Below are 26267 nucleotides of genomic sequence, written 5' to 3' on the forward strand. Positions count from 1 at the left end.
GTGAACGGCGGGTGGACATTGGCCAGCAGGCCCGGCCCTTTCGCGGGTGAACCCGCTCCTACGCGGGCTTGTGTAAGAGCGGCTTCAAAGAACAGCGCAAGCGTACCTCAGCAGCGCTCAGCGTATCTGGTGCTTGTGCAACAACCGATAGAACGTCGGCCGTGAAATGCCCAGCACCTTGGCCGCCACGCTCAGGTTGTCGCTGTGCCGGTTGAGCACATCGCACAGCGCCTGGCGCTCGGCGCGCTGCTTGTATTCTTCCAGCGTGCCCAGCGGCTGTTGTTCCGGGTCGAGCAGTTGCAACCCCAAGTCCTGCGCCTCGATCTGCCGCCCTTCGGCCAGCACCAACCCGCGGCGCACGCGGTTGGCCAGTTCGCGCACATTGCCCGGCCAGTCATGCCGCCCCATCGCCGCCAGGGCATGGTCGCTGAACGACCGTGGCCGACGCCCGGTCTCCACACTGTAGAAATGGGCAAAATGGTTGGCCAGCATCGACAGGTCACCATGCCGGTCGCGCAACGGCGCGGTCACCACCTGCAAGACGTTCAGGCGGTAATACAGGTCTTCGCGGAAACGCCCTTGCTCGATGGCCCGCTCAAGGTCCACATGGGTGGCCGCCAGCACCCGTACATCCACCGGTATGGGCTGGCTGCCACCCACGCGCTCAATGTGCTTCTCTTGCAAAAAACGCAGCAAGTTGGCCTGCAATTCCAACGGCAGGTCGCCGATTTCATCAAGAAACAATGTGCCGCCATCGGCCGCTTCGATACGCCCGGTCTTGCGCTGGTGGGCACCGGTAAAGGCGCCCTTCTCATGGCCGAACAGTTCGGACTGGATCAAGTGCTCGGGGATCGCCCCGCAGTTGATCGCGATGAACGGCTGCTCGCTGCGTTGCGACTGACGGTGCAAGGTGCGCGCCACCAGCTCTTTGCCGGTGCCGCTCTCCCCGCGGATCAGCACAGGCGATTCGGTGGGTGCCAGTTTACCCAGCAACTTGCGCAACTCGCGGATAGGCCGGCTTTCGCCGAGCAACTCATGGGTTGCCTCATCGACCTTGATGGCCCCCTTGCCGCGCAAGCGCGCCATGCCGAAGGCCCGGCCCAGGGTTACCTGCACGCGGGAGACGTCGAACGGCAGGGTATGGAAGTCGAAAAACCACTCACACACAAAATCACCGAACGCCGGCATGCGCAACTGATCGGCGCTGAGCACGGCAATCCATTCGGTGTTGCTGCGCTTGATCATGTCCTTGACCGCGTCCGGGTGCCTCAGGTGCGAAGCCTGCAAGCGCAATAGCCCGACATCGCACGTGTGGTCCAGCGCAGCCCCGAGCATACAGCTGTCCACATCCCAGCCTGCGTTGCGCAGGCCAGGTAACAAGCGGTGGCAATCGTCGCAGGGGTCGACGATAAGCAAACGGCGTTGAGCGGCAGGCTGCTGCATGACCGATCCTTGGCGCCAGTTTTTGGTTTTTTGAAGTAAAACAGCAAGTTGTGGCGCCCGTTTAACAGTAGCAACGAAGTTGACGGTTCCCAGTACCGTCTGTCTGCCGAATCATTTTTTTACAAACCGCCACGGGAATTTTCGCACTTTATCGACATCACATGGCGGCGCAGGCAAGAACAGCGTCGACCCTGAAAAAAAATTTACAGCCAATGTGTGACTTACCCACGAACAACGAGCATCAGTAGACATAACCCCGCGCTGCACTTCGCGATCAATGAGGCGACTTTGAAGCAACGCGGACTTCACTTCGATGTTTGGGACCATAGAGAGACCGAACCATGAATGCCCCGCTCCGTGTCAACGAAGCACTGCTCATTGCCGACCACGCCTTCGAACCTTTCCAGTGCGTAGCCTGGGATGCACCCAACGGTACTGGTGAACTGAGCCTGGCAGTGATCGACCGGACCAGCACCCGCATCGGCGCCAAGCAAGTGTCGTCGCGCATCTACTCCGACCCGGCCCAGTGGGCCAGCCTGATCGAAGAAGTGCGCGCCGAATTGTGTGAAAAGGGCTACGACCTGCAACCGTGGTCGATGCCGAAGTAATATTGGCCAGCACAACAAGTGCGTGCATGGTCACGCACTTGTACAACTTCTCTGTTGCTGTTGTGGCAACTTTCCCAATTGCGACAACGTGTCGCAACCTGCCAGTTCAATCCACCACCTTGAATTGTTGCAAGTGCTGGTAATCAGCCAGCAATTGTTCTGCCAGACGCTGCGCGCGTCCCAGGCGCACGGGCGCCAGTTCCATATCGACCAACAACGTGGCGCATGGCATCGGCTGCACGGTATTGCTGTGCTGCAGGCGACCGTCGGTGAACACCAGGCAACGCAAGGCCTCTTGCGGATGGGCTCGCTGCCGCGCCTGTAGCCAGTGCCGCGCCTGTTCCAGTGCGGCGATCAGCGGCGTGCCCCCACCTGCTCCCAAGGCCTGCAGCCAGGGTTGCAAGGCAGCGGATGCCTTCAGCCCGTGGCGCTGCCACTGTGGTGTGCGCCCGCTGGCAGTCAGCAGGGCCAGGCGGGCGCGTTGTCGATAGGCTTGGTCGAACAATGCCGCCAGCAGCCCTTTGGTCTGTGCCAGCGCCTGATGGCGCCGGGTTGAAGCCGAGGCATCGACGATCACCAGCCACAATTCTGCCGGCCTGCCTTGGCGCTGCTGCCAGCACAGGTCCTGTCGCTGGCGTGGCCGCCCTTTGAGCAAGGTCGGCAGCCAGGCTACCCGGCCGGCCGCCGCATTTCGCACGAGGCCACGGCGGGTACCGTTCTGCTTGCCTATGCCCGTTCTGGCATCCGCCCCGTTGGCTGGTGGCTGGGGGATGCTCAGGGCTTTTTTGCCCAGTTCGGCACCTCGCGGCGGGCGCCGCTGGCTACCGGCTGTGCCGGTAATGCCCCCCAGTCGCCCTGCCCACCCTGTTCGCCCGGGTTGCCGGCGCCGGGCTGCTGGTCAGGCGGCTGTGGCGCCGACGGCGGGCTGGCCTGGGGCGTCATACGGCGGCGATGGCGCAGGGCGAATTCGGCCACCGCCTCGACATCCACTTCTTCGATAGCTGCAGCCCCACGCCAGGCACAGTGGGCGCGCGCAGCGCGCAGCCACACCAGGTCGGCGCGCAGGCCGTCCACGCCGGCGGCGTAGCAGCGCTCGGTAATCCAGGCAAGCGCCTGGTCATCCAGGGCAATGTCGGCCAAGGCCTGGCGCGCCGCGTGGCAGCGCTCGCGCAGTTGCGCCTGGGCCTGGGCCCAGTGTGCGCAGAACGCCTGAGGGTCACTGTCGAAGGCCAGACGGCGGCGAATGATCTGCTGCCGGGCCTCGGGCTCCGGCAAGCCCTCCAGCGCCACGTTCAAGCCGAAACGGTCGAGCAACTGCGGGCGCAGTTCGCCCTCTTCCGGGTTCATGGTGCCGATCAGTACGAAGCGGGCGCTGTGCCGATGCGAGATACCGTCACGTTCGATACGGTTTGTGCCGCTGGCAGCCACGTCAAGCAACAGATCGACCAAGGTGTCGGGCAGCAGGTTGACTTCATCGACATACAGCACACCGCCGTCGGCCTGGGCCAGCACGCCCGGGGAAAACTGCGCCTTGCCCTGCCCCAGCGCGGCATCCAGGTCGAGGGTGCCGACCAACCGCTCTTCACTGGCGCCCAATGGCAAGGTGACGAACGGGCCTTCGCCAAGCAGGTCGGCCAGGCCACGGGCCAGGGTGCTCTTGGCCATGCCACGCGGCCCTTCGATCAGCACACCACCGATCCTGGGGTCGATGGCGGTCAGGCACAGCGCCAGCTTGAGGTCGTCTGCACCGACCACGGCCGCCAGCGGAAATTGTACGGGTTCACTCATTTCAAGCCTGTTCCTCGCCATCGAGCAGTTGGTCCTCAAGGGCTTCGCGGTAGTCGCCCGGCGCCTGCCACAAGCCGCGCTGCTGGGCCTCCAGCAGGCGCTCGGTGAGGTCGCGCAGGGCCTCGGGGTTGTGCTCGCGCATGAAATCGCGGGTTGCCGGGTCGAGCACATAGGCATCGGCCAGCCCCTGGTAATGATGGTCGTCGATCAGGTGCGTGGTGGCGTCGAAGGCGAACAGGTTGTCGACTGTCGCGGCCATCTCGAAGGCCCCCTTGTAGCCGTGACGCTTGACCCCGTCGATCCACTTGGGATTGAGCGCACGCGCGCGGATCACCCGGTTCAGTTCTTCCTTGAGGGTACGGATGCGCGGTCGGTCGGCCTGGCTGTGGTCGCCATGGTAGCTGGCCACCACCGCCCCGGACAGGGTTTCCGAGGCCGCCAGCATGCCGCCCTGGAACTGGTAGTAATCGTTGGAATCGAGCAGGTCGTGCTCGTGGTTGTCCTGGTTCTGCAGCACCGCCTGCACCTTGGCCAGGCGCTGGGCGAACTGGGCGCGGGCCGGGGTGCCGTCGTCGCTGCCGCCGTAGGCATAGCCGCCATGGTTGAGGTAGACCTCTGCCAGGTCGTCGCGGCTGTGCCACAAGCGCCCGTCGATGGCGTTCTGCACCCCGGCACCGTATGCGCCGGGTTTGGCACCGAACACCCGCCAGCCAGCCTGACGTGCAGCCTGCTCGGCATCCACGCCTTGAGCCTGCAGCGCGGCCCGCTCGCTGCGCACGCGGGCAGCCAGGGGGTTGAGGTCGTCAGGTTCGTCCAGCGCGGCCACGGCCTGCACGGCGGCGTCGAACAGGCGGATCAGGTTACCGAAGGCATCGCGGAAGAAGCCGGAAACGCGCAAGGTCACATCCACCCGCGGGCGGTCGAGCAGGCTCAACGGCAAGATTTCGAAGTCGTCGACGCGCTGGCTGCCGGTGGCCCAGACAGGCCGCACGCCCATCAGCGCCATGGCCTGCGCGATGTCGTCGCCGCCGGTGCGCATGGTCGCCGTGCCCCACACCGACAGGCCGAGCTGACGCAAGTGATCGCCGTGGTCCTGCAGATGGCGCTCGAGGATCAGGCTGGCCGAGGCGAAGCTCAGGCGCCAGGCTGTGGTGGTGGGCAGGTTGCGCACGTCCACCGTATAGAAGTTGCGGCCAGTGGGCAGCACATCAAGGCGCCCTCGGCTAGGCGCACCACTGGGGCCGGCGGGCACGAAGCGCCCGGCCAGTGCCGCCAGCAGGCCATGCATTTCAGCCGTGCCGCAGGCGTCAAGGCTGGGGGCTACCGCTTCACACAGGGCCTGCACTACAGCGTGCACCGGTTGCCACTCACTCAGGTCGGGTAACTGTGCCGTGCCCTCCAGTGCCTGCCCGATCACCTGAAGTGCCAGCAGCTCAATGCGCTCGCGGGTGTCGCCACAGGTGCGCCAAGGTTCATTGCTCATGGCCTGCAGCTGTTCAGGGCGTATGCCCTGCCACGGCTGCCCAAGGTCGCAATCGAGCGGGTCCCAGCCCGGTATCAGTGCTTTGGCCAAAGCCCGCAGCAGGCTGGCATTACCGCCACGGCCGTCGCCACGCTCGACCCGCAACAACGCCAGCAGCGTATCCAGGCGTAGCCGCCCTTCAGGTGACTGACCAAACACGTGCAGGCCATCGCGAATCTGCGACTCCTTCAGGTCGCACAGGTAGGTATCCAGGCGCGGCAGCCAGAGCGCCGCATCGTCCAGTTGCCCTTCCAGTTGCAACTCACGGTCGATGTGGTTGGCCTTGACCAGCTCGAGGATGTCACGCTGCAACTCGCGGGCACGTCGAGGGTCGAGCAACTGCGCTTCATAGAACTCGTCGGCCAGTTGTTCCAGGTGGCGTAGCGGGCCATAGGTTTCGGCACGGGTCAGCGGCGGCATCAGGTGGTCAATGATCACCGCCTGGGTGCGGCGCTTGGCCTGGGCACCCTCGCCCGGGTCATTGACGATAAACGGGTAGATGTTCGGCAGCGGACCCAGCAGCGCGTCCGGCCAGCACTGCGCCGACAGCCCGACGCCTTTGCCCGGCAGCCATTCGAGGTTGCCATGCTTGCCAACGTGGATCACCGCATCGGCGGCAAATGCGTGACGCAGCCAGAAATGAAATGCCAGGTAGCCATGCGGTGGCACCAGGTCAGGGTCGTGATACACCGCGCTAGGGTCGACCTGGTAGCCCCGCGCCGGCTGGATACCGACGAAGGTCAAGCCAAAGCGCAGGCCGGCAACCATCAGCCGGCCGCTGCGGAACATCGGGTCCTGTTCGGGTGGCCCCCAGCGTTCCAGTACTGCCTGGCGGTTGGCCTGCGGCAGGCGCTCGAAGGCCACCTGGTAATCGGCCAGGCTCAGGCTCTGGGCACAGGGACGCTGGTCGAGATGGTCGAGGTCGTTGGTCACGCCACCGAGCAGCTGGTGGATCAGTTGCGTACCGCTGCCCGGCAACTCGGCCAGCGGATAGCCTTCGGCCTGCAGCGCCTTGAGGATGTTGAGTGCGGCAGCGGGCGTGTCCAGGCCGACGCCATTACCAATGCGGCCATCCCGGGTCGGGTAGTTGGCCAGCACCAATGCCACGCGCTTCTGGGCATTGGGCAGGCGGGCCAGCTCGACCCAGCGGCGGGCCAGCTCGGCGACAAAGTCCATGCGCTCGGGGTGGGCGCGGTAGCAGACAACGTCGGACTGGCTGCGCTCGCTGCGCCAGGCCATGTCCTTGAAGCTGACCGGGCGCGTGATGATGCGCCCGTCCAGCTCCGGCAATGCAATGTGCATGGCCAGGTCGCGCGCGCCCAGGCCCTGCTCGCTGGCTTCCCAGCCAGGCTGGTTGTCCTGCGCACAGATGGCCTGCAGCACCGGGATGTCGCGGCGAAACGGGCGCAGGTTGGGGCGCTCGGGGCTGGACAAGGCGAAACCGGTGGTATTGACCAGCACTTCGGCGCCGACCTCGTCCAGCCAGGCTTCGACCTGTTCCAGGCAGGCGCTTTCCTTGAGGCTGGCCACGGCGATCGGCAACGGGTTCAGGCCGGCAGCCTGCAGGCGCTGGCAGAACACGTCGATGAAGGCGGTATTGGCCGCTTGCAGGTGCGAACGGTAGAACAGCAGCGGCGCCACTGGCTGCTCGGGGTGCCAGTGCGGGTACCAGTCCTCGAGTGTCGCGCTGCCCTTGGCGGGGTGATAGACCGCCGTGCGCGGCAAAGGCTGCGGCTCGTCCCAGGCATAGTCGCGGCCCAGCCATTGGCTGGCCAGGCAGTTGAACAGGTTGATGGCGTTGGCCTTGCCGCCCTGGCGCAGGTAATGCCAAAGCCGCTCGGCCTGCTCACCGCGGACGTTGCCCAGGCGGGTCAGCTCCGGGTCCGGGCGGTCATCGCCCGGCACCAGAATCAGCTGCACGCCACGGGCGGCCAGCTCGACCAGTTGTTCGACACCATAGCGCCAGTAACCAACGCCACCGTGCAGCGACACCAGGATGACCTTGGCGTGGCGCAGCACCTGGTCGACATACAGGTCGACCGAGGCATGGTTCTGCACCTGCATCGGGTTGGCCAGGCGCAGGCTGGGAAAGTCTTCGGGCAATTGCTCGGCGGTGTCGGCGAGCAAGGCCAGGTGTGAATCGCCGCTGCAGAGAATCACCAGCTCGGCGGGTGTCTGGCCGAGGTCGGCAATGCTGTCATCCGGTACGAAACCACCGGGCTGGGTCCGCAGCAGGTGCATGGGTCAGGCGCCCAGTGCCTGGCGCAGGCGCGCTTCCAGCTGGGCAGCATCGAGGTCCTGGCCGATCAGCACCAGGCGGGTGATGCGCGGCTCATCGGCGCGCCAGGCGCGGTCGAAGTGCTTGTCGAAACGGGTGCCCACGCCTTGTACTAGCAGGCGCATCGGCTTGCCCGGGATGGCGGCGAAGCCTTTGGCGCGCAGGATACCGAACTCCACCACCAGCAGGGTCAGCGCATCGAGCAGCAGGCTTTCGTCGGCTTCAGGCAGGTCGATTGAGATAGAGTCGAAAGCGTCGTGGTCATGATCGTCATGATCGTCGCCATCGTGGTGCGAATCGTGGTGGGTTCGGCGGCCATCGATATGCGCCTCGGACTCGGCACCCACGCCCAGCAGCACCTCCAGTGGCAGCTTGCCGCTGCTGGCCTCGATCACTTTCACCGCCGGCGGCAGTTCTTCGGCCACCTCGGCACGCACCTTGGCCAGGCCTTCGGCGTCGATCAGGTCGGCCTTGTTCAACACCACCAGGTCGGCGCTGGCCAACTGGTCAGCAAACAGCTCATGCAGGGGCGATTCATGGTCCAGGTTAGGATCGAGCTTGCGCTGGGCATCGACCTGGTCCGGGTAGGCAGCAAAGGTGCCGGCGGCCACGGCCGGGCTGTCGACCACGGTGATGACCGCATCGACGGTGCAGGCGTTACGGATTTCCGGCCACTGGAACGCTTGTACCAATGGCTTGGGCAGGGCCAGGCCGCTGGTTTCGATGAGGATGTGGTCGAGGTCGCCACGGCGGGCCACCAGCTCGCGCATCACCGGGAAGAATTCTTCCTGCACGGTGCAGCACAGGCAGCCGTTGGCCAGCTCGTAGACGCGGCCGCTGGCTTCTTCTTCGGTGCACCCGATGCTGCACTGCTTGAGGATCTCGCCATCGATGCCCAGTTCACCGAACTCGTTGACGATGACCGCAATGCGGCGCCCCTGGGCGTTGTCGAGCATGTGGCGCAGCAAGGTGGTCTTGCCCGATCCGAGGAAGCCGGTGACGATGGTGACGGGGAGCTTGGCCAGTGTTTTCATGTCGCATTGCCCTTGGCAGTGTGGCGCGGGCATGCAGGACGACAGCCGCAGGCCAGGCCGGCCGGGCTTGTTCGCCACCGGATCACCCCGCCCGGTTGAAAGTCGAAAACGTGACGAGGCAGGTCTCCTGGCTTGCACCGTTCCATGTCCCCGTTCAGTCGAACAGCGGGCTGGCGGGATGACGCCTTCCCGCGCGCTGGCGCAGTGGCTGTGTCGATCCGTTGTCGGTGCTTACAGTTGCGGGGGCAGCCGCGGCTTGTACCGCGTTCCCGTCTTAGCTTCGGCCAGGCCGAAGAACCTCGAAGTGGGCAAGGCTACGCAGTGGCTGGCGGGTGGTCAACCATTGCTGCCGGCTGGTCGACCATAAGGGGAGCAACTGCGCTACAGTGGCACCTTTTCAACGGACAAGGACGCCCCATGCCCCTCGCCCCCGCCCTACCGGTACTGCGTATGTTCTCGGCCGACAAGGCCAAGGCTTTCTACCTGGATTGTCTGCAGGTGCAGGGGCAGGCCCCGTTAGACAACCACCTGCGCTTTTGCCAGCAGATCGATGACGAGGCCAACCCATGAAGGCACTGGGCAAACGCGAAATAGGCCGCCTGGAGCGGGAGTTGGTGGCATGCCTGACCGATGCCTGCGAAACCGCCAAGGCGGAGATTGTCGGCTTCTGTTGGCTAACCCATCGCCTCAACCCGGAGGACTTTCCGAGCAGCCTGCGTATTACCTGGGTATTCGAGCAAGAGGCCGACAAGGCAGCGGCCGTGGTCGGTGATGCGAAGGCGCGCATGCTGGCACTTACCGCTCTGGCGCTGGAGCAAGCCGGCATTGAGCTGGACCATCCGGCCTGGCATGTACGATTCGACAGTGAAGAAGCCTGCGCGCACGGCCACGGCGGAGACTGGGCCAAGCGCTTGCAGACGCAGCGCTGAGCCCCAACCGGCAGCCGGTGCTTTACCCGGCCCCAGACGGTCCGTTAGGCTACGCATTCTCTAAATGACGAGGTGTTCGTCCAATGCGCCATTGATGCCGCCGTCCGTTCGACGGCCAGTCTTCAGCCTCCGGTTCGTTCCGGAGATGTCGCGGCATTTGTGGAGTTGTGCATGACGAACACGTCGATTCTGACGCTGGACAGCGTCTCCTTGGCCTTGCCTGATGGCAGGCCGCTGTTTAGCAACCTCAACGAAACCTTCGACCAACGCCGCACCGGCCTGGTCGGGCGCAATGGCGTGGGCAAAAGCCTGCTAGGGCAGATTCTTGCCGGCCGGCGTGAACCGAGCAGCGGCCATTGTCGGCGCCTCGGGCCTGTCCATTTGCTGGACCAGCAAGTCATCGCGCGCAGCGCCACGCTGGCCGACCTGGCCCAAGTGGGGCCGGTGATTGCGGCGCTGGAGCGCATCGAGCAAGGCAGCATCAAGCCCCAGGATTTCGACACCGTTGGCGAGCGCTGGGATATCCGCGAGCAATTGCAGCTGCAGCTTGAGGGCCACGGGCTGGGTCAACTCGACTGGCGCGAGCCCGCACGGACCCTGAGCGGTGGCCAAGCCATGCGCGTGGCACTGATTGGCGCGTGGCTCAGCGATGCCGATTACCTGATCCTCGATGAGCCAAGCAATCACCTGGACAGCAACGCCCGTGCCCAGCTGCTGAGCATGATCGAAGCCTGGGACCGTGGCTTGCTGGTGATTAGCCACGACCGCAGCCTGCTGGCGCACATGGCACGCATTGTCGAATTATCCAGCCTGGGCTTGCAGGCCTACGGTGGCAACTACAGCCTCTATAGTGCGCAAAAAGCCAACCAGACGGCGCAGGCGCAGCAGCAACTTGCCCGGCTGAAGCAGGAGCAGCAACGCCAGGCCCGTGAACTGCAGCGCCAACGCGAAGACCTGGAGCGCCATCAAGCCCGGGCCGGGCGCCAAGCCAAGCACGCCAACCAGGCCAAAATCCTGGTCGACCGCAAGCAGGAGCGCAGCCAGGCCACTGCTGGCAAGCAGCGCCGCGACCATCGCGATGCTCGGCAAACGCTACTGGGCAAAGTGCGTGACGCCGCCCGCGAGGTGGAGCAAGACAGCGCTATTACCTTGCACGCGCCCACTCCTCAGCGTCATCCGGGCCGAGAGGTCTTGGCCTTGCAGGCACTTTGCTTGCCCCATGGCACCCGCAAAGCACTTGACCTGCGCTTGTGCCTGGGCCAGCGCGTAGGGCTGATCGGCGCCAATGGCAGTGGCAAGTCCACCCTGCTCAGGCTGCTGAATGGGGAATTGCCAGCATCGCCCGACAATGTGCGCCTCAGTGGCGAGACCGCCCTACTCGACCAGCACTGCAGCACACTGGCAGGCAACCGCAGCGTGCTCGAACACCTGCGCCAAGCCAACCCGACGCTGGCCCAGGGAAAATTGCGCAGCCGCCTGGCGCAACTGGGCCTGGATGCAGCCCGTATCGAACTGCCCAGTAGCCTACTGAGCGGCGGCGAGCGTATGAAGGCGGCGCTGGCCGCCGTGCTGTACCGCGAACGGCCGCTCGATCTGTTGCTGCTGGACGAACCCGGCAACCACCTGGACCTGCCATCGCTGACAGCCCTGGAAGGTATGCTTGGGCAGTTTCGCGGGGCGCTGATAGTGGCGTCCCATGATGCGGTATTGCTGGAAAACCTGGCGCTGGATGAGTACTTGCTGTTGTAGACACCGAAAAAAAAGCATCGCAGCCTATCAATTCGTGACTGGCCGTTCCCGATCCGCCAAGGATGGTTTAAGGTGGCATGGTGCGCATATAACAGCAGCCCGAGCGATCGGGCACTTGCAAGACAATGAGGGTGTCATGAGCAACGAAAGCATTAATTGGGACAAGCTGGGTTTCGACTACATCAAGACCGACAAACGCTACCTGTCCGTATGGCGCAATGGCGAGTGGGACAAGGGCACCCTGACCGAAGACAACGTACTGCACATCAGTGAAGGCTCCACGGCCCTGCACTACGGCCAGCAGTGCTTCGAAGGCCTGAAGGCCTACCGTTGCAAGGACGGCTCGATCAACCTGTTCCGCCCGGACCAGAACGCGGCCCGCATGCAGCGCAGCTGCGCACGCCTGCTGATGCCGCACGTGCCGACCGATGTGTTCATCGAAGCGTGCAAGCAAGTGGTCAAGGCGAATGAAAAGTTCGTGCCACCGCACGGCAAAGGCGCCCTGTACCTGCGCCCGTTCGTGATCGGCACCGGCGACAACATTGGCGTGCGCACCGCCCCCGAGTTCATCTTCTCGGTGTTCGCCATCCCGGTTGGTTCGTACTTCAAGGGCGGCATGAAGCCGCACAACTTCCAGATTTCCAGCTTCGACCGTGCTGCCCCACAGGGCACCGGCGCGGCCAAGGTCGGTGGCAACTACGCTGCCAGCCTGCAGCCGGGTGCTGAAGCGAAGAAGGCCAACTTCGCCGACGCCATCTACCTCGACCCGCTGACCCACACCAAGATCGAGGAAGTCGGTTCGGCCAACTTCTTCGGCATCACCGCCAACAACGAGTTCGTCACCCCGAAATCGGCCTCGGTACTGCCCGGCATCACCCGCCTCTCGCTGATGGAACTGGCGCAATCGCGTCTGGGCCTGACCGTGATCGAAGGCGATGTCGAGATCAGCAAGCTGGACCGCTTCGTCGAAGCCGGTGCCTGCGGCACCGCAGCCGTGATCACCCCGATCGGCGGCATCGAGTACAACGGCAAGCTGCACGTGTTCCACGACCTGGAGAAGGTCGGCCCGGTTACCCAGAAGCTCTACAACGAGCTGACCGGTATCCAGAGCGGCGATGTAGAGGCACCGGCAGGCTGGATCGTCAAGGTCGCCTGAGGCGCATCAGCTGTATGAAAACGGGGCATGCCAGCGATGGCATGCCCCGTTTTTCATGGGTTTATACGGCCACCTTGAGCGGTTGTACCCGCAAAGCAGGCGACGCGGGGCATGACACCGGCTGCGCCCATCCCCCACATGTGTCCACCACCGTGGTAGGAGCGGGTTTACCCGCGAATACGGTGGTGGCGGCGACGGTGAACGGCGGGTGGAAATTGACCAGCAGGGCCGGCCCTTTCGCGGGTGAACCCGCTCCTACGACGGCCTGCGCCCAACCACCGACCTGTGCCCCCCCATGGTAGGAGCGGGTTTACCCGCGAATACGGTGGCGGCAGCGACGGTGAACGGCGGGTGGAGATTGGCCAGCAGGCCCGGCCCTTTCGCGGGTGAACCCGCTCCTACGACGGCCTGCGCCCAACCACCGACCTGTGCCCCCCATGGTAGGAGCGGGTTTACCCGCGAATACGGTGGCGGCGGCGACGGTGAACGGCGTGTAGAGATTGGCCAGCAGGCCCGGCCCTTTCGCGGGTGAACCCGCTCCTACGGCGGCCTGCGCCCAACCACCGACCTGTGCCCCCCATGGTAGGAGCGGGTTTACCCGCGAATACGGTGGCGGCAGCGACGGTGAACGGCGGGTGGAAATTGGCCAGCAGGGCCGGCCCTTTCGCGGGTGAACCCGCTCCTACGACGGCCTGCGCCCAACCACCGACCTGTGTCCACCTCCGATCAGTGAACCGCGCCAGGTGGCAGAATCATGCCAGGTGCCGCTGCACCAGCAGGTGCCGGGCTTTGTCGAACGCCCAGTTGTAGACCACGGTGTAGGGCAGGATGATCACGAAGAAGCCCAGCTCCACCATGAACGCCTGCAGCAGCGAAATCTCCAGCATCCAAGCCGCCACCGGCAGGCACCACACCACCAGGCCGGCTTCGAAGCCAAGACCGTGCACGAAACGCGTACTGGCCTTCCAGTTGATGCGTTCGGTTTGCACCCAGCGATCAACCAGTGCGTTGTAAACCATGTTCCACAGCATGGCGATCACCGACAGGGTCACCGCCAGCGCGCCCGCCGTTGCCAACGACTTGCCCATGATCCAGGACAGCAGCGGCGCACACAGCAGTACCGCAAAAACTTCATAGCCAACGGCGTGGACCAGGCGTTCGGTGAAAGACACGTTTTTCATTGCACATTCCATCCATTGCGGGAGTCGTGCTTCCCATTTTCTTTGATAGAACTGATACTCGCGACATAGCTACCATCGGTTTTATCAATACCATGCGTTACTCTCCCGAAGCTCTGGTCGCCTTTACCGAAGCCGCCTCACTCGGTTCGTTTTCTGCGGCGGCGCGCAAGCTGCGCAAAAGCCAGTCCACTGTCAGCATCGCCATCGCCAATTTCGAGGCCGATATCGGCTGCCCACTGTTTGACCGCAATGGCCGCCACCCCACGCTCAATGAGGCGGGCAGGCAGGTGCTGAGCCATGTCGAAGCAATTCTCGATGCCAGCGCCCAGCTCGATGCGCTGGCAGTGCGACTGGCGCAAAATGTCGAGGCGCTGGTATCTGTGGTGATGTCGGACAGCTACAGCGTAACGTTCCAGGGGGCGGTGATGACTCGTTTCGCCCAGCACTACCCCCATACCGAGCTACGCTGCGGCCCGGCGGAGGACGCTGATGTGATCGAGATGATCCAGCAGGGCCTGGCCCATGTCGGCATCCTTGCCACTCAGCCCGGCTACCCCGCCGACGTGGCCGTGGCGCGCTTGCCGGAGCAGGCAGAGTTCGGCGTGTATGTCGCCAGCGAGCATCCGCTGGCGAGCCTGGCGCAGGTACAGGCGCAGCATCTGGAGAACGCCCGACAGCTGTATATCAAGACCTATGCCCCCAGCCTGCACCATGGCCGTGGCCAAGCGTGGTCGGCACCGGATTACCTTACCCTGCTGGAGTTCGCCGTGCGCGGGTTTGGCTGGGCCGAACTGCCCAGGGCGCTGGTTAAACGGTTTGGCAACGAGCTGGTGGAGTTGCAGATAGCGGGTTACCCCCGGCGGGTGGATATGGATGTGGCCTGGTCGAGCCGGCGTGCCTTGGGGCCGGCCGGGCAATGGCTGGTGCGACAGATGTTGGGGCAATAGTTGTGTCGCCTGCCCGAACTTGAAGTGCGCCCAGACACAACAACCGGTACACCCAGCGACAAGCCTTCCCCCCACCCCGCCCCTTAGCCTGTCACCACGCGCCGCCCCGCTGCGGCACGCACCCAAAAAGCACAAGAACAAACGTTGGTGACCTATGCAGACAGTAGATCCGATCACCCTTGCGGTTGTCCGGGGTGCGCTGGAGACAGCGCAACGCGAAATGACCCTGACCCTGGAAAAGACCGGGCGCTCCAGTGTGTTCAACCTGGCACACGACTATTCCAACTCGCTGTTCGACCACTTGCCGGAAATGATCCTGCAGGGCCAGGACATTCCCATCCACCTGGGCTCGCTGATACCGGCCATGAAATGCGTGGCCGAGTTCTTCGGCGACGACATCGCCGAAGGCGACGTGATCTACCACAACGACCCCGCCTACAAGGGCAGCCATATTCTCGACTGCTGCATGTACAAACCGGTGTATTACCAGGGCGAGCTGGTGTTCTGGACCGTTTGCAAGGGCCACCTGACCGACATCGGCGGCCCGGTGCCGGCGGGCTACAACCCCGATGCCAAGGAGATCTATGCCGAGGGCCTGCGCATTCCACCGGTCAAGCTGTGGGAAAAGGGCAAGCGTCGTGAGGACGTGATCAACTTCATGCTCACCAACATGCGCGCCCGCCCTTATCAGGAAGGCGACCTCAATGCCCAGTATGGTGCCTGCAAGGTCGGCGAGCGGCACCTGCTGGAGCTGCTGGACAAGTACGGCGTGGCACAGGTGCGTGCCTGCATCGCCGAACTGAAGAACATGGCCGACCGACACATGCGGGCGCTGTTGCGCGATGTGCCGGATGGTGACTACAGCGGCACCGCCGTGCTCGAAGATGCCGGCCACGGCCTGGGCGAACTGGCCATCACCGCCCATGTGCAGATCCGTGGCGACCAGGCCCATGTGCGCATCGAAAGCCCGCCGCAGGTGCCGTACTTCATCAATTCCTATGAGGGCAACTCGGTATCCGGGGTTTACCTGGGGCTGATGATGTTCGCCCAGGTGGCGCCGCCTTACAACGAAGGCCTGTATCGCTGCGTAACGGTCGATGTCGGCCCCAGGGGTACGCTGTGCAATGCCGAGGAACCCGCGCCCCACGTCAATTGCACCACCACGCCGATGGAAACCCTCGCCGATGCCGTGCGCACGGCACTGGAACAGGCCTCGCCACAGCGGGTAACGGCCTCCTGGGGGCATACCAGCGGCATCAACATTGCCGGCCGCGACCCGCGCAACGGCAATAGCGAGTACGTGACGATGGTGCTGGCCTCGATCATTTCCGGTGCCGGTGCCAACAAGGTGATGGATGGCTGGCACGCCTGCGGCCCGCTGTGCTGCTTCGGGGCGCTGATGAGCGGTGATATCGAGCTGCTCGAACACGCTTATCCGGTGCTGATCCACCGCTACAGCCTGATGGCCGACAGTGGTGGCGCCGGTGAGTTACGCGGGGGTTCGGGCACCCGCCTGGAGATCGAGCCCCTGGACCACGCCATGACCGTGGTCGGCTTCGGCGAGGGCCGCCAGTTGCCCACCGCTGGTGCCGCCGGGGCTCGCAATGCCCTGCTCGAGCCCAAACTGGGCCGGCTGATCCATCGCCATGCCGATGGCCGCGAAGACCACTACACGCAGAACCCTATGCTCACCCTGCAGCCCGGCGAACGCATCATCAACATCAACCCAGGGGGTGGTGGCTACGGCGACCCACTGCGCCGTCGGGTCGCAGCAGTACTGGAGGACGTGCGCAACGGCCTGGTCTCGCCACAAGGCGCAGCCCTGGAATATGGCGTGGTCCTCGATGCCGATGGCCAATTGGACGAAACAGCCACCCACCTTGCCCGCGCCCCGCGCTAACCGGAGAACACGCATGCGTAACCAATATCGCCTGGGCGTAGACGCCGGCGGCACTTTCACCGATTTCATCCTGGCCGATCGCGACGGCGGCGTGCAGCTGTTCAAGGCCCCCTCCACGCCGCAGGACGGCACCTTGGCCATTCGCGCTGGCCTGGCACAGATTGCTGACGCCACCGGGCGCAGCCCGGCCGAACTGATCGCCAACTGTGACCTGTGCATCAACGGCACCACCGTGGCCCTCAACGCGCTGATCGAGCGCACCGGGGTCAAGGTGGGCCTGCTGTGCACCGAGGGGCACGAGGACAGCCTGGAAATCCGCCTGGGCCACAAGGAAGAGGGCCACCGCTACGACGCCCACTACCCGCCGGCACACATGCTTGCCCCACGCCACCTGCGCCGCCCGATCGGTGGCCGAATCCTTGGCGATGGCCGTGAGCACAGCCCGCTGGACGAAGCCGCCATCCATGCCGCCATCGACTACTTCCGTGCCGAAGGCGTGCAGGCCGTGGCCATTTCCTTCCTGTGGTCGGTGCGCAACCCCAGCCACGAACAACGGGCCGCCGAACTGGTACGGGCTGCCCTGCCCGAGGTGTTCGTCTGCACCGGCTGCGAGGTGTTCCCGCAGATTCGCGAATACACCCGCACCTCCACCACCGTGGTCAACGCCTACCTCAGCCCGGTAATGGCACGTTACGTGGCGCGCATCGACAGCCTGTTTCAGGCACTTGGCGCACAGCAGCCAGTACGCTACTTCCAGTCCAATGGCGGGTTGGCGCCCGGGCACCTGATGCGTGAGCGCGCCGTCAACGCGATCAACTCCGGTCCGGCCTCAGCGCCACAAGCCGGGCTGGCGGTAGCGAGGCCGTTCGGGATCGACAACGTCATCACCGTGGACATGGGCGGCACCTCGTTCGACATCACCCTGACCAATGGCGGACGCACCAACTTCAGCAAGGACGTGGACTTCCTGCGCCAGCGCATCGGCGTGCCGATGATCCAGGTGGAGACCCTGGGTGCCGGCGGTGGCTCCATCGCCCACCTGGACGAGTTTGGCATGCTCCAGGTCGGACCGCGCAGCGCCGGCGCCATGCCTGGACCGGTGTGCTACGGCAAGGGTGGCCGCGAACCCACGGTCACCGACGCCAACCTGGCACTTGGCTACCTGCCCGACGGCGCACTGCTGGGCGGCAGTATCCGCCTGAACCGCCAGGCCGCGCTGGACGCCATCCGGAGCACGATCGCCGAACCGTTGGGCATCAGTGTGGAACGCGCGGCATTCGGCATCACCACCCTGGTCAACCTGAACATGGTCAACGGCATCCGCCGCGTATCGATCGAGCGCGGTCACGACCCGCGTGACTTCGCCCTGATCGGCGCAGGCGGTGCGGCGGGCATGCACGTGGTGCGCCTGGCCGAAGAAATCGGCATGCACACCGTGCTGATCCCCAAGGTGGCCTCGGGCTTGTGTGCGTTCGGCCAGATCCTGTCCGACGTGCGCTACGACCAGCTCACCAGCCTGTCGATGCGACTGGACGCCGGGCACGTCGACCTGGCGCAACTCAACCAGACCCTCACCGAACTGCGTGAGCAAGGCCTGGCCAACCTGCGCGAAGACGGTTTTGGCGACCAGGCCAGCAGCTGCCACTACACCCTGGAGATGCGCTACCTGGGGCAAATTCATGAGTGCAGTGTGGACCTGCAGCAGCACAGCCTGGACGAGGCAGGGCTGGCCGCGCTGGTCAGCCGCTTCCACAGCCGCCACCAGACCCTGTACTCGTACAGCGAACCCGACAGCCCGGTGGAGCTGGTGAACCTGGAGTGCTCGGTGATCGGCCACCTGCCACGCCCGCCGCAACCCGAGCTGCAGGGGCCGGCCGAGCCCCCCGCCCCCACCGCGCAATCCGTCCGCCCGATGCTGTTCAGTGCCGACGGTGAATGGCAGCCCACACCGGTGTTCAACGGTAACCACCTGTTGCCAGGGCAGACCGTGCATGGCCCCTGTGTGATCGAGGAAGACACCACCAACATTGTCCTGCCACCCGGCTGGCAAGCTCGCCTGGAGCCTTCGGCCACCTACCGAGTGACACGCGGGGGTTGATCTTGCGGTCGGCGCGCGCCGATCATGGGCCTGACAACCGCCCGGCAGTTTTGCGCTGCCGGGCGGTTTTTACAATAACAAGAGCTGCTTGAGTAGCTTGCCTGCAGTTCCTTTTTTCAATGCTGCCCTCTTTGAAAAAGGACCCACCATGCCCACAGAACTCTCGACCCACGGCTGGCCACAGCCTGAACGCCAGGCACGCTGGGCCGAAGCCATCAGTGACACCTATTTCCCACTGAGCCTTGAATTTGCTGCCGGACAGCCATTCGATGGCCACCTGCAGCGCTGGAGTACGCCGAGCACGCCGCTCAGTCTGTCGCGCCTGCGGTCCAGCCAGCTGGGTTACTCGCGCAGCAACGCGCATATCGGCCAGGACCATGAAGCGTTCTACCTGGTGACCGTACCGCATGGCAGCGAGGTGCACTTCGAACAGGACGGCCACCAGATCAGTTGCAGCCCGGGCGGTTTCATCGTCGAGCGCGGCGATGCACCCTACCGCTTCCACTACGGCACGCAGAACGACTTGTGGGTGCTCAAGCTGCCCGAGCGTGCGCTCAAAGCCAACCTGCTGGGGCACAAGCGCTATACCCGGCATTGCTTCGATGCCCGTCAGGGCCTGGGGCGCATCTTCGTCGAGCAACTCGACCTGTGTGCCCGCCATTTCGACACCAGCCCCCCGGCAGCCCGGCATCTACTGCTGGAACAGGCCTCCGCCACCCTGCTGCTGGCCTTGCAACAGGATGAGCGCGTGCTGGGCAGCGAAGGCAGCAACCTCAGCACCCTGCACCTGACGCGGGTCGAGCAGTACGTGCAGCAAAACCTGGGTGACCCCGAGCTGTCGCCACAAACCATCGCCAGCGCCTGTGGGCTGTCGCTGCGTTATCTGCACAAGTTGTTCGCGATCACGCCCTACACCCTTGGCGAGTGGGTACGCCGTCAACGCCTGGAGGCCGTGCACCGGCAACTGCTTGACCCGCATTGCCACCTGGCGATCGGCGAACTGGCATTTCGCTGGGGCTTTGCCGATCAGGCGCAGTTCACCCGGGCATTTCGCCAGCAGTATGGGTGCACGGCGAGCGAGGTGCGGGCTACGCGTGCGCACTGATCACAACAACGGAAAATGGCCCGCTTCCACAGGGGCACCGTCGCGTTGGCTTGGCGGGCTCAATCCCCCGCCACCACATCCACCACTTTCCAGCTGTCGTCCGGGTCAAAGCGTTTCATCTCCTTCGCCAGCCTGTCGCCATGCGGCCCGAGGTCTTTCTCGAACACTTGGCCGTCATGGCTGATCATGAAGCTCATCACCCCGGTGTCGTCGTACTTGGCCGGCCAGGCGACCATGGCGAAGCCACGGCTCATCTGGTTGCCGATCAGGTAGCTGTAGGCACCGCCCGGGGCGGATGGGCCCTGTGCGTCCAGGATGCGGAAGTGGTAGCCATACCAGGCGTCACCGACCACATCCTGGCCGAACAGCGGGCCCAACGGGCTGACGTCACCGTCGCCATCGTCATCCCAATACAACCCGTCATGCTTGCCCGGCTCGCTGAAAATCTTCTGTGCGTACTCCAGCGCACCATCTCCGTTGTGGTCCTGGGTGGCGTAGTCCATTTGCGCATCGTGATAGGCCAGCAGCGACTGCAGAACACCCAGCTCGTTGCGCCCGATGCGACGGACGCGGATTTCGGCACTGCCCGCCTTGAGGTCGAAGCGCCAGCCCTGGCTGCTTCTGGTCAGCGGTATGGGCAAGGTCCAGTGACCGGTGCCCACCGCCAGGATGGCCTTGCCCTCGCCTGACATGTCGATGCTGTGCTGTGCGCGATACTGCTCGAGAAAGGTATCCACATCGCTGCGTTGCACACCACCGCGCGGTATATAGGTGCGCCAGTCATCGCCCAGCAACTGGGCCAGGCGGGCTTCATCAGGTTTTTCCTGGCCCAGCGCCGCGACAAAGGCTTCCACGGCCTTCTCCGGCGTTGGGAAGGCTTGCTGGGCGGCGGCCATGAACGACCAGGCCAAACCTGCCGTCAGCAGCAATGCAGCCAGTGTTGGGCGCTTCATCGACGGCCTCCTGCGCCGCGACGCGCGGGCGCACTGGGCCGGGAGATCGGGTGCCCGGCGGCACGAGACGCACCGGGCCGCTGAGCGAACGACTGGCTGGTATGGCCGCGGTTGGCCTGCACGCTGGTGCGCGACGGCGAGCGCACACCGTCGAAGGCATTGTTGCGGGCACGGCCTGCCGTATTGGCAGGACGGCTCTGCGCCGGCTGCCGCACCTGGCCGTCGCCCTGCCGGCGTTGATTGGCCAGGTTGCCGTTCTGCTGGCGGCCTTGGTCATTGCGGGTTTCCTGCCGACGGTCAGTCGCCCGCGCGCCATCATCGCGGGACGGCATGCGGTTGCCGTCAGGATTGCCTGCCTTGGCCTCGCGCATTTGCTCGCGGGCCTGACGGTTACTGGTAGCCGGCCGTTCGATACCTGCGCGGTCCATCGATGCCCGGGCTTTGTCTCGGGCCTGGGCCCGTTGGGCGTCGTCGCCGCGGAACGCGGTGCGCTGAGTGGCACCGTCCAGCTGGCGGCCGTACTGCTGACGGCTGCGAGAATCGCGGTATGGCACCCCGTCGCGGTTGGCGGCATTGTGCTGCCATTTGTTCTGGTTGTTGGTGATGCGGTTGTTGACGTTGAGGTTGTTGTAGCGGTTGACGTCAATGTCGATGTCATTGTTGTCCCAGTCGCAATCGCCCCACAACGAGGCGACGATCGCCACGCCGGTACCGAAGGCCAGGCCGGCCACCAGCGCGGAACCGGGGTAGTACATGGGCGGCGGCGGGTAATACACCGGCGGCGAGGCCGGGTAGGCCCACGTACCATAGGTGGTGGTCGGGTTATAGCTGGGCACATACACCACTTGCGGGTCGGCCGGCGCGATGACGATGGTGGTGGGCGGGCTGCTGGCCGCTGCCCCTTGGGTGCTACTGCCGCTTGCGGCTGGCGCCGGTGCAGGTGCGGTCTGCACGGTGACGTGCTGGTACTGGCTGCTCTGCAGATTGCCGGCGGCCTGCGCCTGGTGGCGCAAACGCTGCACGCTGCCCATGACATCATCGGGCTGGGCTAGGAAAGCATCGCCCAGGCGCTGCACCCAGACCGGGTCCTGGCCAAGCGTTGCCAGCACCTGCGGGAAGGCCACCAGTGCCTGTACGCTAGGGTCCCAGGGCTGCTTGGCCACTTGCCTGACCGCATCGTCGCCGGTGGCCTTGGGGTTGGCCTTGGACCAGGTCACGGCTTCATTGACCTGCCCCGGGTAGGTTGACGCCATCAGCACCTGAGCCAGCAACTGATCAGGGTACAAGGCAATGGGGGCCAGCATCTGGTCCAGTTGCTCCTGGGAGAACACCGGGTCCTTGGCCACGGGCGTGGCAGCGGATGGCGCCGGATCCGGCGCGGGCACGTCTTCGGCCAGCACCAGGCCCGGGGCAGCGCTCAGGCAAAGCAGTGCCGACAGGACAGCAAACAATGGCATGCGCATCGCTTATCCCCACAAGGTCAGACCGCGTGGGTTAAGGGTAGCAATGGCGGTGCTTTTGACCAGACGAGGGGACGCAAACTTTTCGCGCTTCAAAGGCGGGATGGTTGATGCGTTCGAGCCTATAGGTGGACTTCGCCGGAACCGTCGATAGTCACTATCGAGCAGGGCAATTTCTACCGAACGCTGTGGCCGCATAACCTAGCGTCATCCCCACGATGCCTCCTAGACTGCCCTGGAGCTAACCGATGAATACCTTGGCCCGCCACCTGTGCGCCACCCTTGCCGTTTTTGCCATCGCCGTGATCAGCGGCTGTGCCAGCCACCCTGAACTGCGCCCGTACACCGCCGAGGAAACCCGCCAGTTGCAACTGGAAGCCTTACAGCGCCGCGGCCTGTCGCTGGACAATTACGAGCAGCAACGGCGGGTGATCCTGCGTGCCGGTAACCTGCCTGTCGTGACCGAGGCTGCCGACGCTGAACCTTCGACCAAAGGCTGAACGGGCTAGCCGGCGGTTCCCTCCCTCCACTTGCGCAGGTATCCTCTACCGCTCAACCGCAAGCCTTCCAGGACGGAGACCATGATCAGGCCCCTTCTGTTGCTGAGTGCTGCGCTGCTTTTAAGCCCCGCGTCGCAAGCCCAGCAGATGAAACGCCAACTGGGCGATTTCGACTTCACACTCGGCACCACCCCCTCACGCAGCATGGCGCAAGGGCTTATCTCACCCAGTGCCGTTGGCGCATTCCATGGCGGGCTCGACCTCAGCCACCCCAATGGCTGGTACCTGGGCCAGTACGCCCCAAGCATGGGCGTCACCCCTGACTCGACCCTGCGCCTGGACAGCTACCTGGGCTACAAGCACCATTTCGACAGCAGCCTGGGCTACGAGGTAGGGCTGATCCATTACAGTCAGCCCAATATCGCAGGCCCCGACAGCTACGCCCTGTATGGGGGGATTTCGGTGCTGGGCAGCCGCTTCGGCGGGGCGCTGCGCGACAACCCCGACAACCGCACGGGCACGCTGTTCGCCGACTTCGGCCATCTGCCGATGTTCGACGTCGACTTCACCGTCAAGCTCGCCCACCACCGCCTGGGCACGCCGTTCACCATTGGCGATGGCAGCCAGGTGAATACCTTTTCCGATTGGTCACTGGAGCTGTCGCGGCCCTGGCTGGGCATCGACCTGAACCTGATCTACAGCAACTCCAGCCTGAGTGGCGCGAGCTGCGATGCCTATTCGGGCATCAATACCTATTGCGACAGCGTGGTCACGCTCAAGGCCCAGCGCAGCTTTTTTTAACGGCGCGGCGCCAGCGCCAGGGCAATACCGCCCAACACCACCACACAGGCGATCAACAAACGCAACGACACCGACTCGCCGATCAGGGCAACCCCGCCCAGTGCGGCAATCACCGGCACGCTGAGCTGCAGGGTCGCCGCCTGTTGCGCACTGATCTGCCGGACCACGCCATACCAAACGGCATAGCCTGCGCCAGAAGCCAGCACACCGGAACCCAAGGCATACAACAAGCCAAGTGGCGTGAGGTGCGGGCCGGCCCCCAGCAACAGCATCGGTAGCAGCAGCACCAGGCACGGCAAGCTGCGGGCGAAATTGCCGGCAGTGTCGGCCAGCGGCCTGGGCGAGCCTTTGCCCAGTAGCGTATACACCCCCCAGGCCACACCGGACAGGGCCATCAGCAATGCACTGGCCAACGGCGGCGCGGACACGCCGGGCAACAGCAGCACCAGCAGGCCGGCAAAGGCGATCAGCATGCCCAGCAGCATGCGTACCGTGATGTGTTCGCCCCTGTACCACGCAAAGCCGAACATGGTGATCTGCACGGCACCGAACAGCAACAACGCCCCCACCCCTGCCCCCAGTTGCAGGTACGCCGCAGAAAACAGGAACGCGTACAGGAACAGGGCCAAGCCGCCCCACCAACTGCCGCCCATGGTGTGCACCGGGCTGCGCAGGCGAATCAGCAACAGCAGAAACAGCGCACCACTGGCCAGGCGGACCATGGTGAAGGACACCGGGTCGATGGCCCCGTCCTTCAGCGCCAGCCGGCAGAACACCGAGTTGGCGGCAAACGCCACCAGGCTGAAAAGGGCAGGCCAGAGCCAGGCGCTGGTCTTGCGGTCAGTAAGCGTGGTCGTGCCTGTACTCATGGTGTGGTCACCTCTGAGTGGGATTGTTGTTATAGCGGCATTTAGTCAGGACCGGCACCGATATACAAGGAAGAATCCACCGTGGAGGATGGCACCGGCTACGCCGGTGTTCGCGGGTAAACCCGCGCCTACGGGCGACCGCGCCGGCTTCTCAGGTTTTGAGCAAGACGGCGGCTACTGCTTCGATCTCCACCAGCATGCCGTCCAGCGCCAGCCGGGGCACCGGTATCAGCGTGCAGGTCGGTTTCATGTGCGCCCCCCAGGCCCTGTCGGCCTCGGCCACCCATTGGTGCAGGCGCGCTTCGGAGTGCTCGACAATCAGCAGGGTCAGCTTGAACACCTGGGCCAGGCTTGCACCTTTCGACGCCAGGGCCCGCTCCAGGTTGGCCAATGCCTGCCGGGCCTGATCGGCGAACACGGGTGACAACTGGCCCTGGCTATCCTCCCCACCCTGACCGGCGATGAACAGCAGACGGCTGTCAGCGCGCACTTCGGCGACATGGGAGTAGGCGTTGCCACTGGGGTCGTAGAGGCCTTCGGGGTTGCTTAGCTGGAATGCGCTTGATGGGGTCACGACAAGCCCTTGCTCGGTTGGAAGAGCGTCGGAGTATCGGACCTTAAGTTAACTCGAGGTCAAGCCTGAAGTAGGACATTTCGTACAAGGCATCGTCATGTTGGAACCAAGCGTGTGTTTGCGCAGCGGCTGTCAGGCCTTAGATTGCAAAGCCCGGCATGGAGGCCTTTAACCAACAAGGAAAAACCGATGAGCAAATTTGATTTTCAGCTGGCCTATACCATCAAGCCGCACAGCGCTCCACGCGATGAAACCGATGCGGCACAGGCACGTCTGCACCTGCGGGAAAAGCTCGGCCTGGACACCGTCGAGCACATTGAAACCACGCTGCTTGGCATGATCACGCTCAATGGCACCACCCTCGCTGACCGCAAGCGGGAAGCTGAAAAGCTGGTCCGCGATTACATCCATGACGCGCTCAAGGAACTGCGCGTACTGTCCACCGTGAAGTTCTACGGCTGCCTGATGGTGGACGGGCTGGGGCCAGCCATGCGTTTCGACATCCTGCCCAAATGACCCTCGACGGCCTCAGGCGCCCCCGCGCCCGAGGCCGCAAACCGTCATTTTTCCTGCAGCACCGCCCTGCCCTTCACCGCCCGCGGCCCGCGCCAGGCCCAGAACAGCAAACCGGGGAAAGGTGCGTAGACCACGAAGACGATCCACAGCATCTTGCGCTCGGCGCGCCGTTCACTGCCGATGATGTGCCAGATGGCCCAGATCTCCAGCAGAATGACCAAGGCTGCGATGATGATCCAGATCGTACCGATTTCCATGAGCGCTCTCCCAATGGCATGTATTGGGTTGGGTTGCTGCAAGCGCTGAGGGTTCAGATTGATTTGACTCACCGCTCCTCTTTGCAGGCGCGGCGAAAAGGCCTTATTGCCGTGGTGCATTCTCCAGCGCAGCCTTCAACGCCGCTGCATCGGTGAACGCCCGCTGGCTGACCAGCACGCCCTGCTGCAGTTGTAACCACTGCACCTGGCCCTCCTGCCCGGGGTAACGGCTGGCCACTCGCCCATCACGGTCGAGCAGCACCCGGTAGCTGTAATCGCGCATGGCCGGGACAGCGAAGAGTTTGCTGATCAGCGCAGGCATGCGCTGAATGTCGGCCACGAATACAGCCGCGCGTGCTTCCAGGTAGCCCTTGGGCTGCTCGGCCAGTGCCGCCTTGACCAGCTTGGCACCGTCCATATCGCGCGCCACCAGCAGTATCTGCGTGTCGGCAGCAAGGCTGTAGGCCTGGTCGTACTGGTCGAGCAGTGTGAACGGGGCAAGCTTGTCGCCCTGCTCCAGGGCGTTGGCCAGCAACGGCAACAGGCTGAGCATCACTACAGCGGCATATCTCATCAGGGGCATCCTCAATGACGGGAGG

The 26267-nt window shown here is 64.4% G+C and carries 24 protein-coding genes and 1 riboswitch; of the genes, 12 read left to right on the forward strand and 12 right to left on the reverse strand.

Annotated elements, in window-relative coordinates; genetic code table 11:
- Positions 1-117: 117 nt before the first annotated feature.
- A complete protein-coding gene (locus tag KW568_RS16650) occupies positions 118-1443 on the reverse strand; it encodes a sigma-54 dependent transcriptional regulator (protein ID WP_003247925.1) in 1326 nt (441 codons plus the stop codon).
- Between the two features lie 341 nt (positions 1444-1784).
- On the opposite strand from KW568_RS16650, the gene KW568_RS16655 reads away from it, so the two are divergent.
- Positions 1785-2051, forward strand: coding sequence for a hypothetical protein (locus KW568_RS16655; protein WP_003247923.1), 267 nt, complete (start codon positions 1785-1787; stop codon positions 2049-2051).
- A 106-nt stretch (positions 2052-2157) separates the two neighbouring features.
- On the opposite strand, the gene KW568_RS16660 is transcribed toward KW568_RS16655, so the two are convergent.
- The 4 genes from KW568_RS16660 to cobW all read right to left on the reverse strand — a co-directional run bounded on the left by KW568_RS16660 (position 2158) and on the right by cobW (position 8673).
- Positions 2158-2748: a VWA domain-containing protein gene (locus tag KW568_RS16660; RefSeq protein WP_003247919.1), complete on the reverse strand. Its 591-nt coding sequence runs from the start codon at positions 2746-2748 to the stop codon at positions 2158-2160.
- Positions 2749-2825: 77 nt separating this feature from the next.
- Positions 2826-3839 carry an ATP-binding protein gene (locus tag KW568_RS16665; RefSeq protein ID WP_004577135.1) on the reverse strand — a complete coding sequence of 338 codons (1014 nt, stop codon included), beginning with the start codon at positions 3837-3839 and terminating at the stop codon, positions 2826-2828.
- Between the two features lies 1 nt (position 3840).
- Entirely contained in the window at positions 3841-7602 is a 3762-nt protein-coding gene (gene cobN / locus KW568_RS16670; protein ID WP_259536520.1) for a cobaltochelatase subunit CobN, read from the reverse strand.
- Between the two features lie 3 nt (positions 7603-7605).
- The gene (gene cobW / locus KW568_RS16675; RefSeq protein WP_004577133.1) at positions 7606-8673 is read right to left on the reverse strand and encodes a cobalamin biosynthesis protein CobW; all 1068 of its coding nucleotides are present in this window, start codon (positions 8671-8673) and stop codon (positions 7606-7608) included.
- 99 nt (positions 8674-8772) lie between these two features.
- Positions 8773-8990: riboswitch (cobalamin riboswitch) on the reverse strand.
- Positions 8991-9090: 100 nt separating this feature from the next.
- On the opposite strand from cobW, the gene KW568_RS16680 reads away from it, so the two are divergent.
- From KW568_RS16680 to KW568_RS16695, 4 genes are all read left to right on the forward strand, one after another.
- Positions 9091-9243: a hypothetical protein gene (locus KW568_RS16680; RefSeq protein ID WP_004577132.1), complete on the forward strand. Its 153-nt coding sequence runs from the start codon at positions 9091-9093 to the stop codon at positions 9241-9243.
- Complete coding sequence (locus KW568_RS16685; protein WP_004577131.1) at positions 9240-9602, forward strand: hypothetical protein; 363 nt, start codon at positions 9240-9242, stop codon at positions 9600-9602. The genes KW568_RS16680 and KW568_RS16685 overlap by 4 nt, the downstream gene beginning before the upstream one ends.
- 171 nt (positions 9603-9773) lie before the next feature.
- Entirely contained in the window at positions 9774-11351 is a 1578-nt protein-coding gene (locus KW568_RS16690; RefSeq protein ID WP_004577130.1) for an ATP-binding cassette domain-containing protein, read from the forward strand.
- 136 nt (positions 11352-11487) lie between these two features.
- A complete protein-coding gene (locus KW568_RS16695) occupies positions 11488-12507 on the forward strand; it encodes a branched-chain amino acid aminotransferase (RefSeq protein WP_003247906.1) in 1020 nt (339 codons plus the stop codon).
- A 752-nt stretch (positions 12508-13259) separates the two neighbouring features.
- On the opposite strand, the gene KW568_RS16700 is transcribed toward KW568_RS16695, so the two are convergent.
- A complete protein-coding gene (locus KW568_RS16700; protein ID WP_004577017.1) occupies positions 13260-13688 on the reverse strand; it encodes a multidrug/biocide efflux PACE transporter in 429 nt (142 codons plus the stop codon).
- Positions 13689-13780: 92 nt separating this feature from the next.
- On the opposite strand from KW568_RS16700, the gene KW568_RS16705 reads away from it, so the two are divergent.
- The 4 genes from KW568_RS16705 (at position 13781) to KW568_RS16720 (ending at position 19738) form a co-directional block, all read left to right on the forward strand.
- A complete protein-coding gene (locus KW568_RS16705; RefSeq protein ID WP_004577018.1) occupies positions 13781-14635 on the forward strand; it encodes a LysR family transcriptional regulator in 855 nt (284 codons plus the stop codon).
- A 154-nt stretch (positions 14636-14789) separates the two neighbouring features.
- Positions 14790-16535, forward strand: coding sequence for a hydantoinase B/oxoprolinase family protein (locus KW568_RS16710; RefSeq protein WP_054889562.1), 1746 nt, complete (start codon positions 14790-14792; stop codon positions 16533-16535).
- Positions 16536-16548: 13 nt separating this feature from the next.
- Entirely contained in the window at positions 16549-18633 is a 2085-nt protein-coding gene (locus KW568_RS16715) for a hydantoinase/oxoprolinase family protein (RefSeq protein ID WP_003247897.1), read from the forward strand.
- Between the two features lie 148 nt (positions 18634-18781).
- Complete coding sequence (locus KW568_RS16720) at positions 18782-19738, forward strand: helix-turn-helix domain-containing protein (protein WP_003247896.1); 957 nt, start codon at positions 18782-18784, stop codon at positions 19736-19738.
- A gap of 59 nt (positions 19739-19797) precedes the next feature.
- Here KW568_RS16720 and KW568_RS16725 read toward each other — a convergent pair whose 3' ends face one another.
- Positions 19798-20691: a DUF2950 domain-containing protein gene (locus KW568_RS16725; RefSeq protein ID WP_004577020.1), complete on the reverse strand. Its 894-nt coding sequence runs from the start codon at positions 20689-20691 to the stop codon at positions 19798-19800.
- Positions 20688-22154, reverse strand: a complete 1467-nt coding sequence (locus KW568_RS16730) for a DUF3300 domain-containing protein (RefSeq protein WP_060538471.1) — start codon at positions 22152-22154, stop codon at positions 20688-20690. The genes KW568_RS16725 and KW568_RS16730 overlap by 4 nt, the downstream gene beginning before the upstream one ends.
- 245 nt (positions 22155-22399) lie before the next feature.
- On the opposite strand from KW568_RS16730, the gene KW568_RS16735 reads away from it, so the two are divergent.
- Positions 22400-22651, forward strand: coding sequence for a hypothetical protein (locus tag KW568_RS16735; protein ID WP_004577022.1), 252 nt, complete (start codon positions 22400-22402; stop codon positions 22649-22651).
- An 81-nt stretch (positions 22652-22732) separates the two neighbouring features.
- Positions 22733-23452: a TorF family putative porin gene (locus tag KW568_RS16740; protein WP_003247889.1), complete on the forward strand. Its 720-nt coding sequence runs from the start codon at positions 22733-22735 to the stop codon at positions 23450-23452.
- Here the strand turns inward: KW568_RS16740 and KW568_RS16745 are convergent.
- Both KW568_RS16745 and KW568_RS16750 read right to left on the reverse strand, forming a co-directional pair.
- Positions 23449-24321: a DMT family transporter gene (locus KW568_RS16745; RefSeq protein ID WP_004577023.1), complete on the reverse strand. Its 873-nt coding sequence runs from the start codon at positions 24319-24321 to the stop codon at positions 23449-23451. The genes KW568_RS16740 and KW568_RS16745 overlap by 4 nt on opposite strands.
- Positions 24322-24472: 151 nt before the next feature.
- Positions 24473-24895, reverse strand: coding sequence for a RidA family protein (locus tag KW568_RS16750; protein ID WP_003247881.1), 423 nt, complete (start codon positions 24893-24895; stop codon positions 24473-24475).
- Between the two features lie 189 nt (positions 24896-25084).
- Between KW568_RS16750 and KW568_RS16755 the strand changes: the two genes are divergently transcribed.
- Positions 25085-25411, forward strand: a complete 327-nt coding sequence (locus KW568_RS16755) for a hypothetical protein (RefSeq protein WP_003247879.1) — start codon at positions 25085-25087, stop codon at positions 25409-25411.
- A 44-nt stretch (positions 25412-25455) separates the two neighbouring features.
- Here KW568_RS16755 and KW568_RS16760 read toward each other — a convergent pair whose 3' ends face one another.
- Together KW568_RS16760 and KW568_RS16765 are read right to left on the reverse strand one after the other, a co-directional pair.
- Positions 25456-25668 (reverse strand): PLDc N-terminal domain-containing protein, encoded by a 213-nt coding sequence (locus tag KW568_RS16760; protein WP_003247877.1) that lies wholly within the window; start codon positions 25666-25668, stop codon positions 25456-25458.
- Positions 25669-25771: 103 nt separating this feature from the next.
- Entirely contained in the window at positions 25772-26242 is a 471-nt protein-coding gene (locus KW568_RS16765) for a hypothetical protein (protein WP_004577024.1), read from the reverse strand.
- Between the last annotated feature and the right edge of the window lie 25 nt (positions 26243-26267).

It is taken from the genome of Pseudomonas sp. HD6515 (assembly GCF_024971855.1).
Classification (GTDB): domain Bacteria; phylum Pseudomonadota; class Gammaproteobacteria; order Pseudomonadales; family Pseudomonadaceae; genus Aquipseudomonas; species Aquipseudomonas alloputida.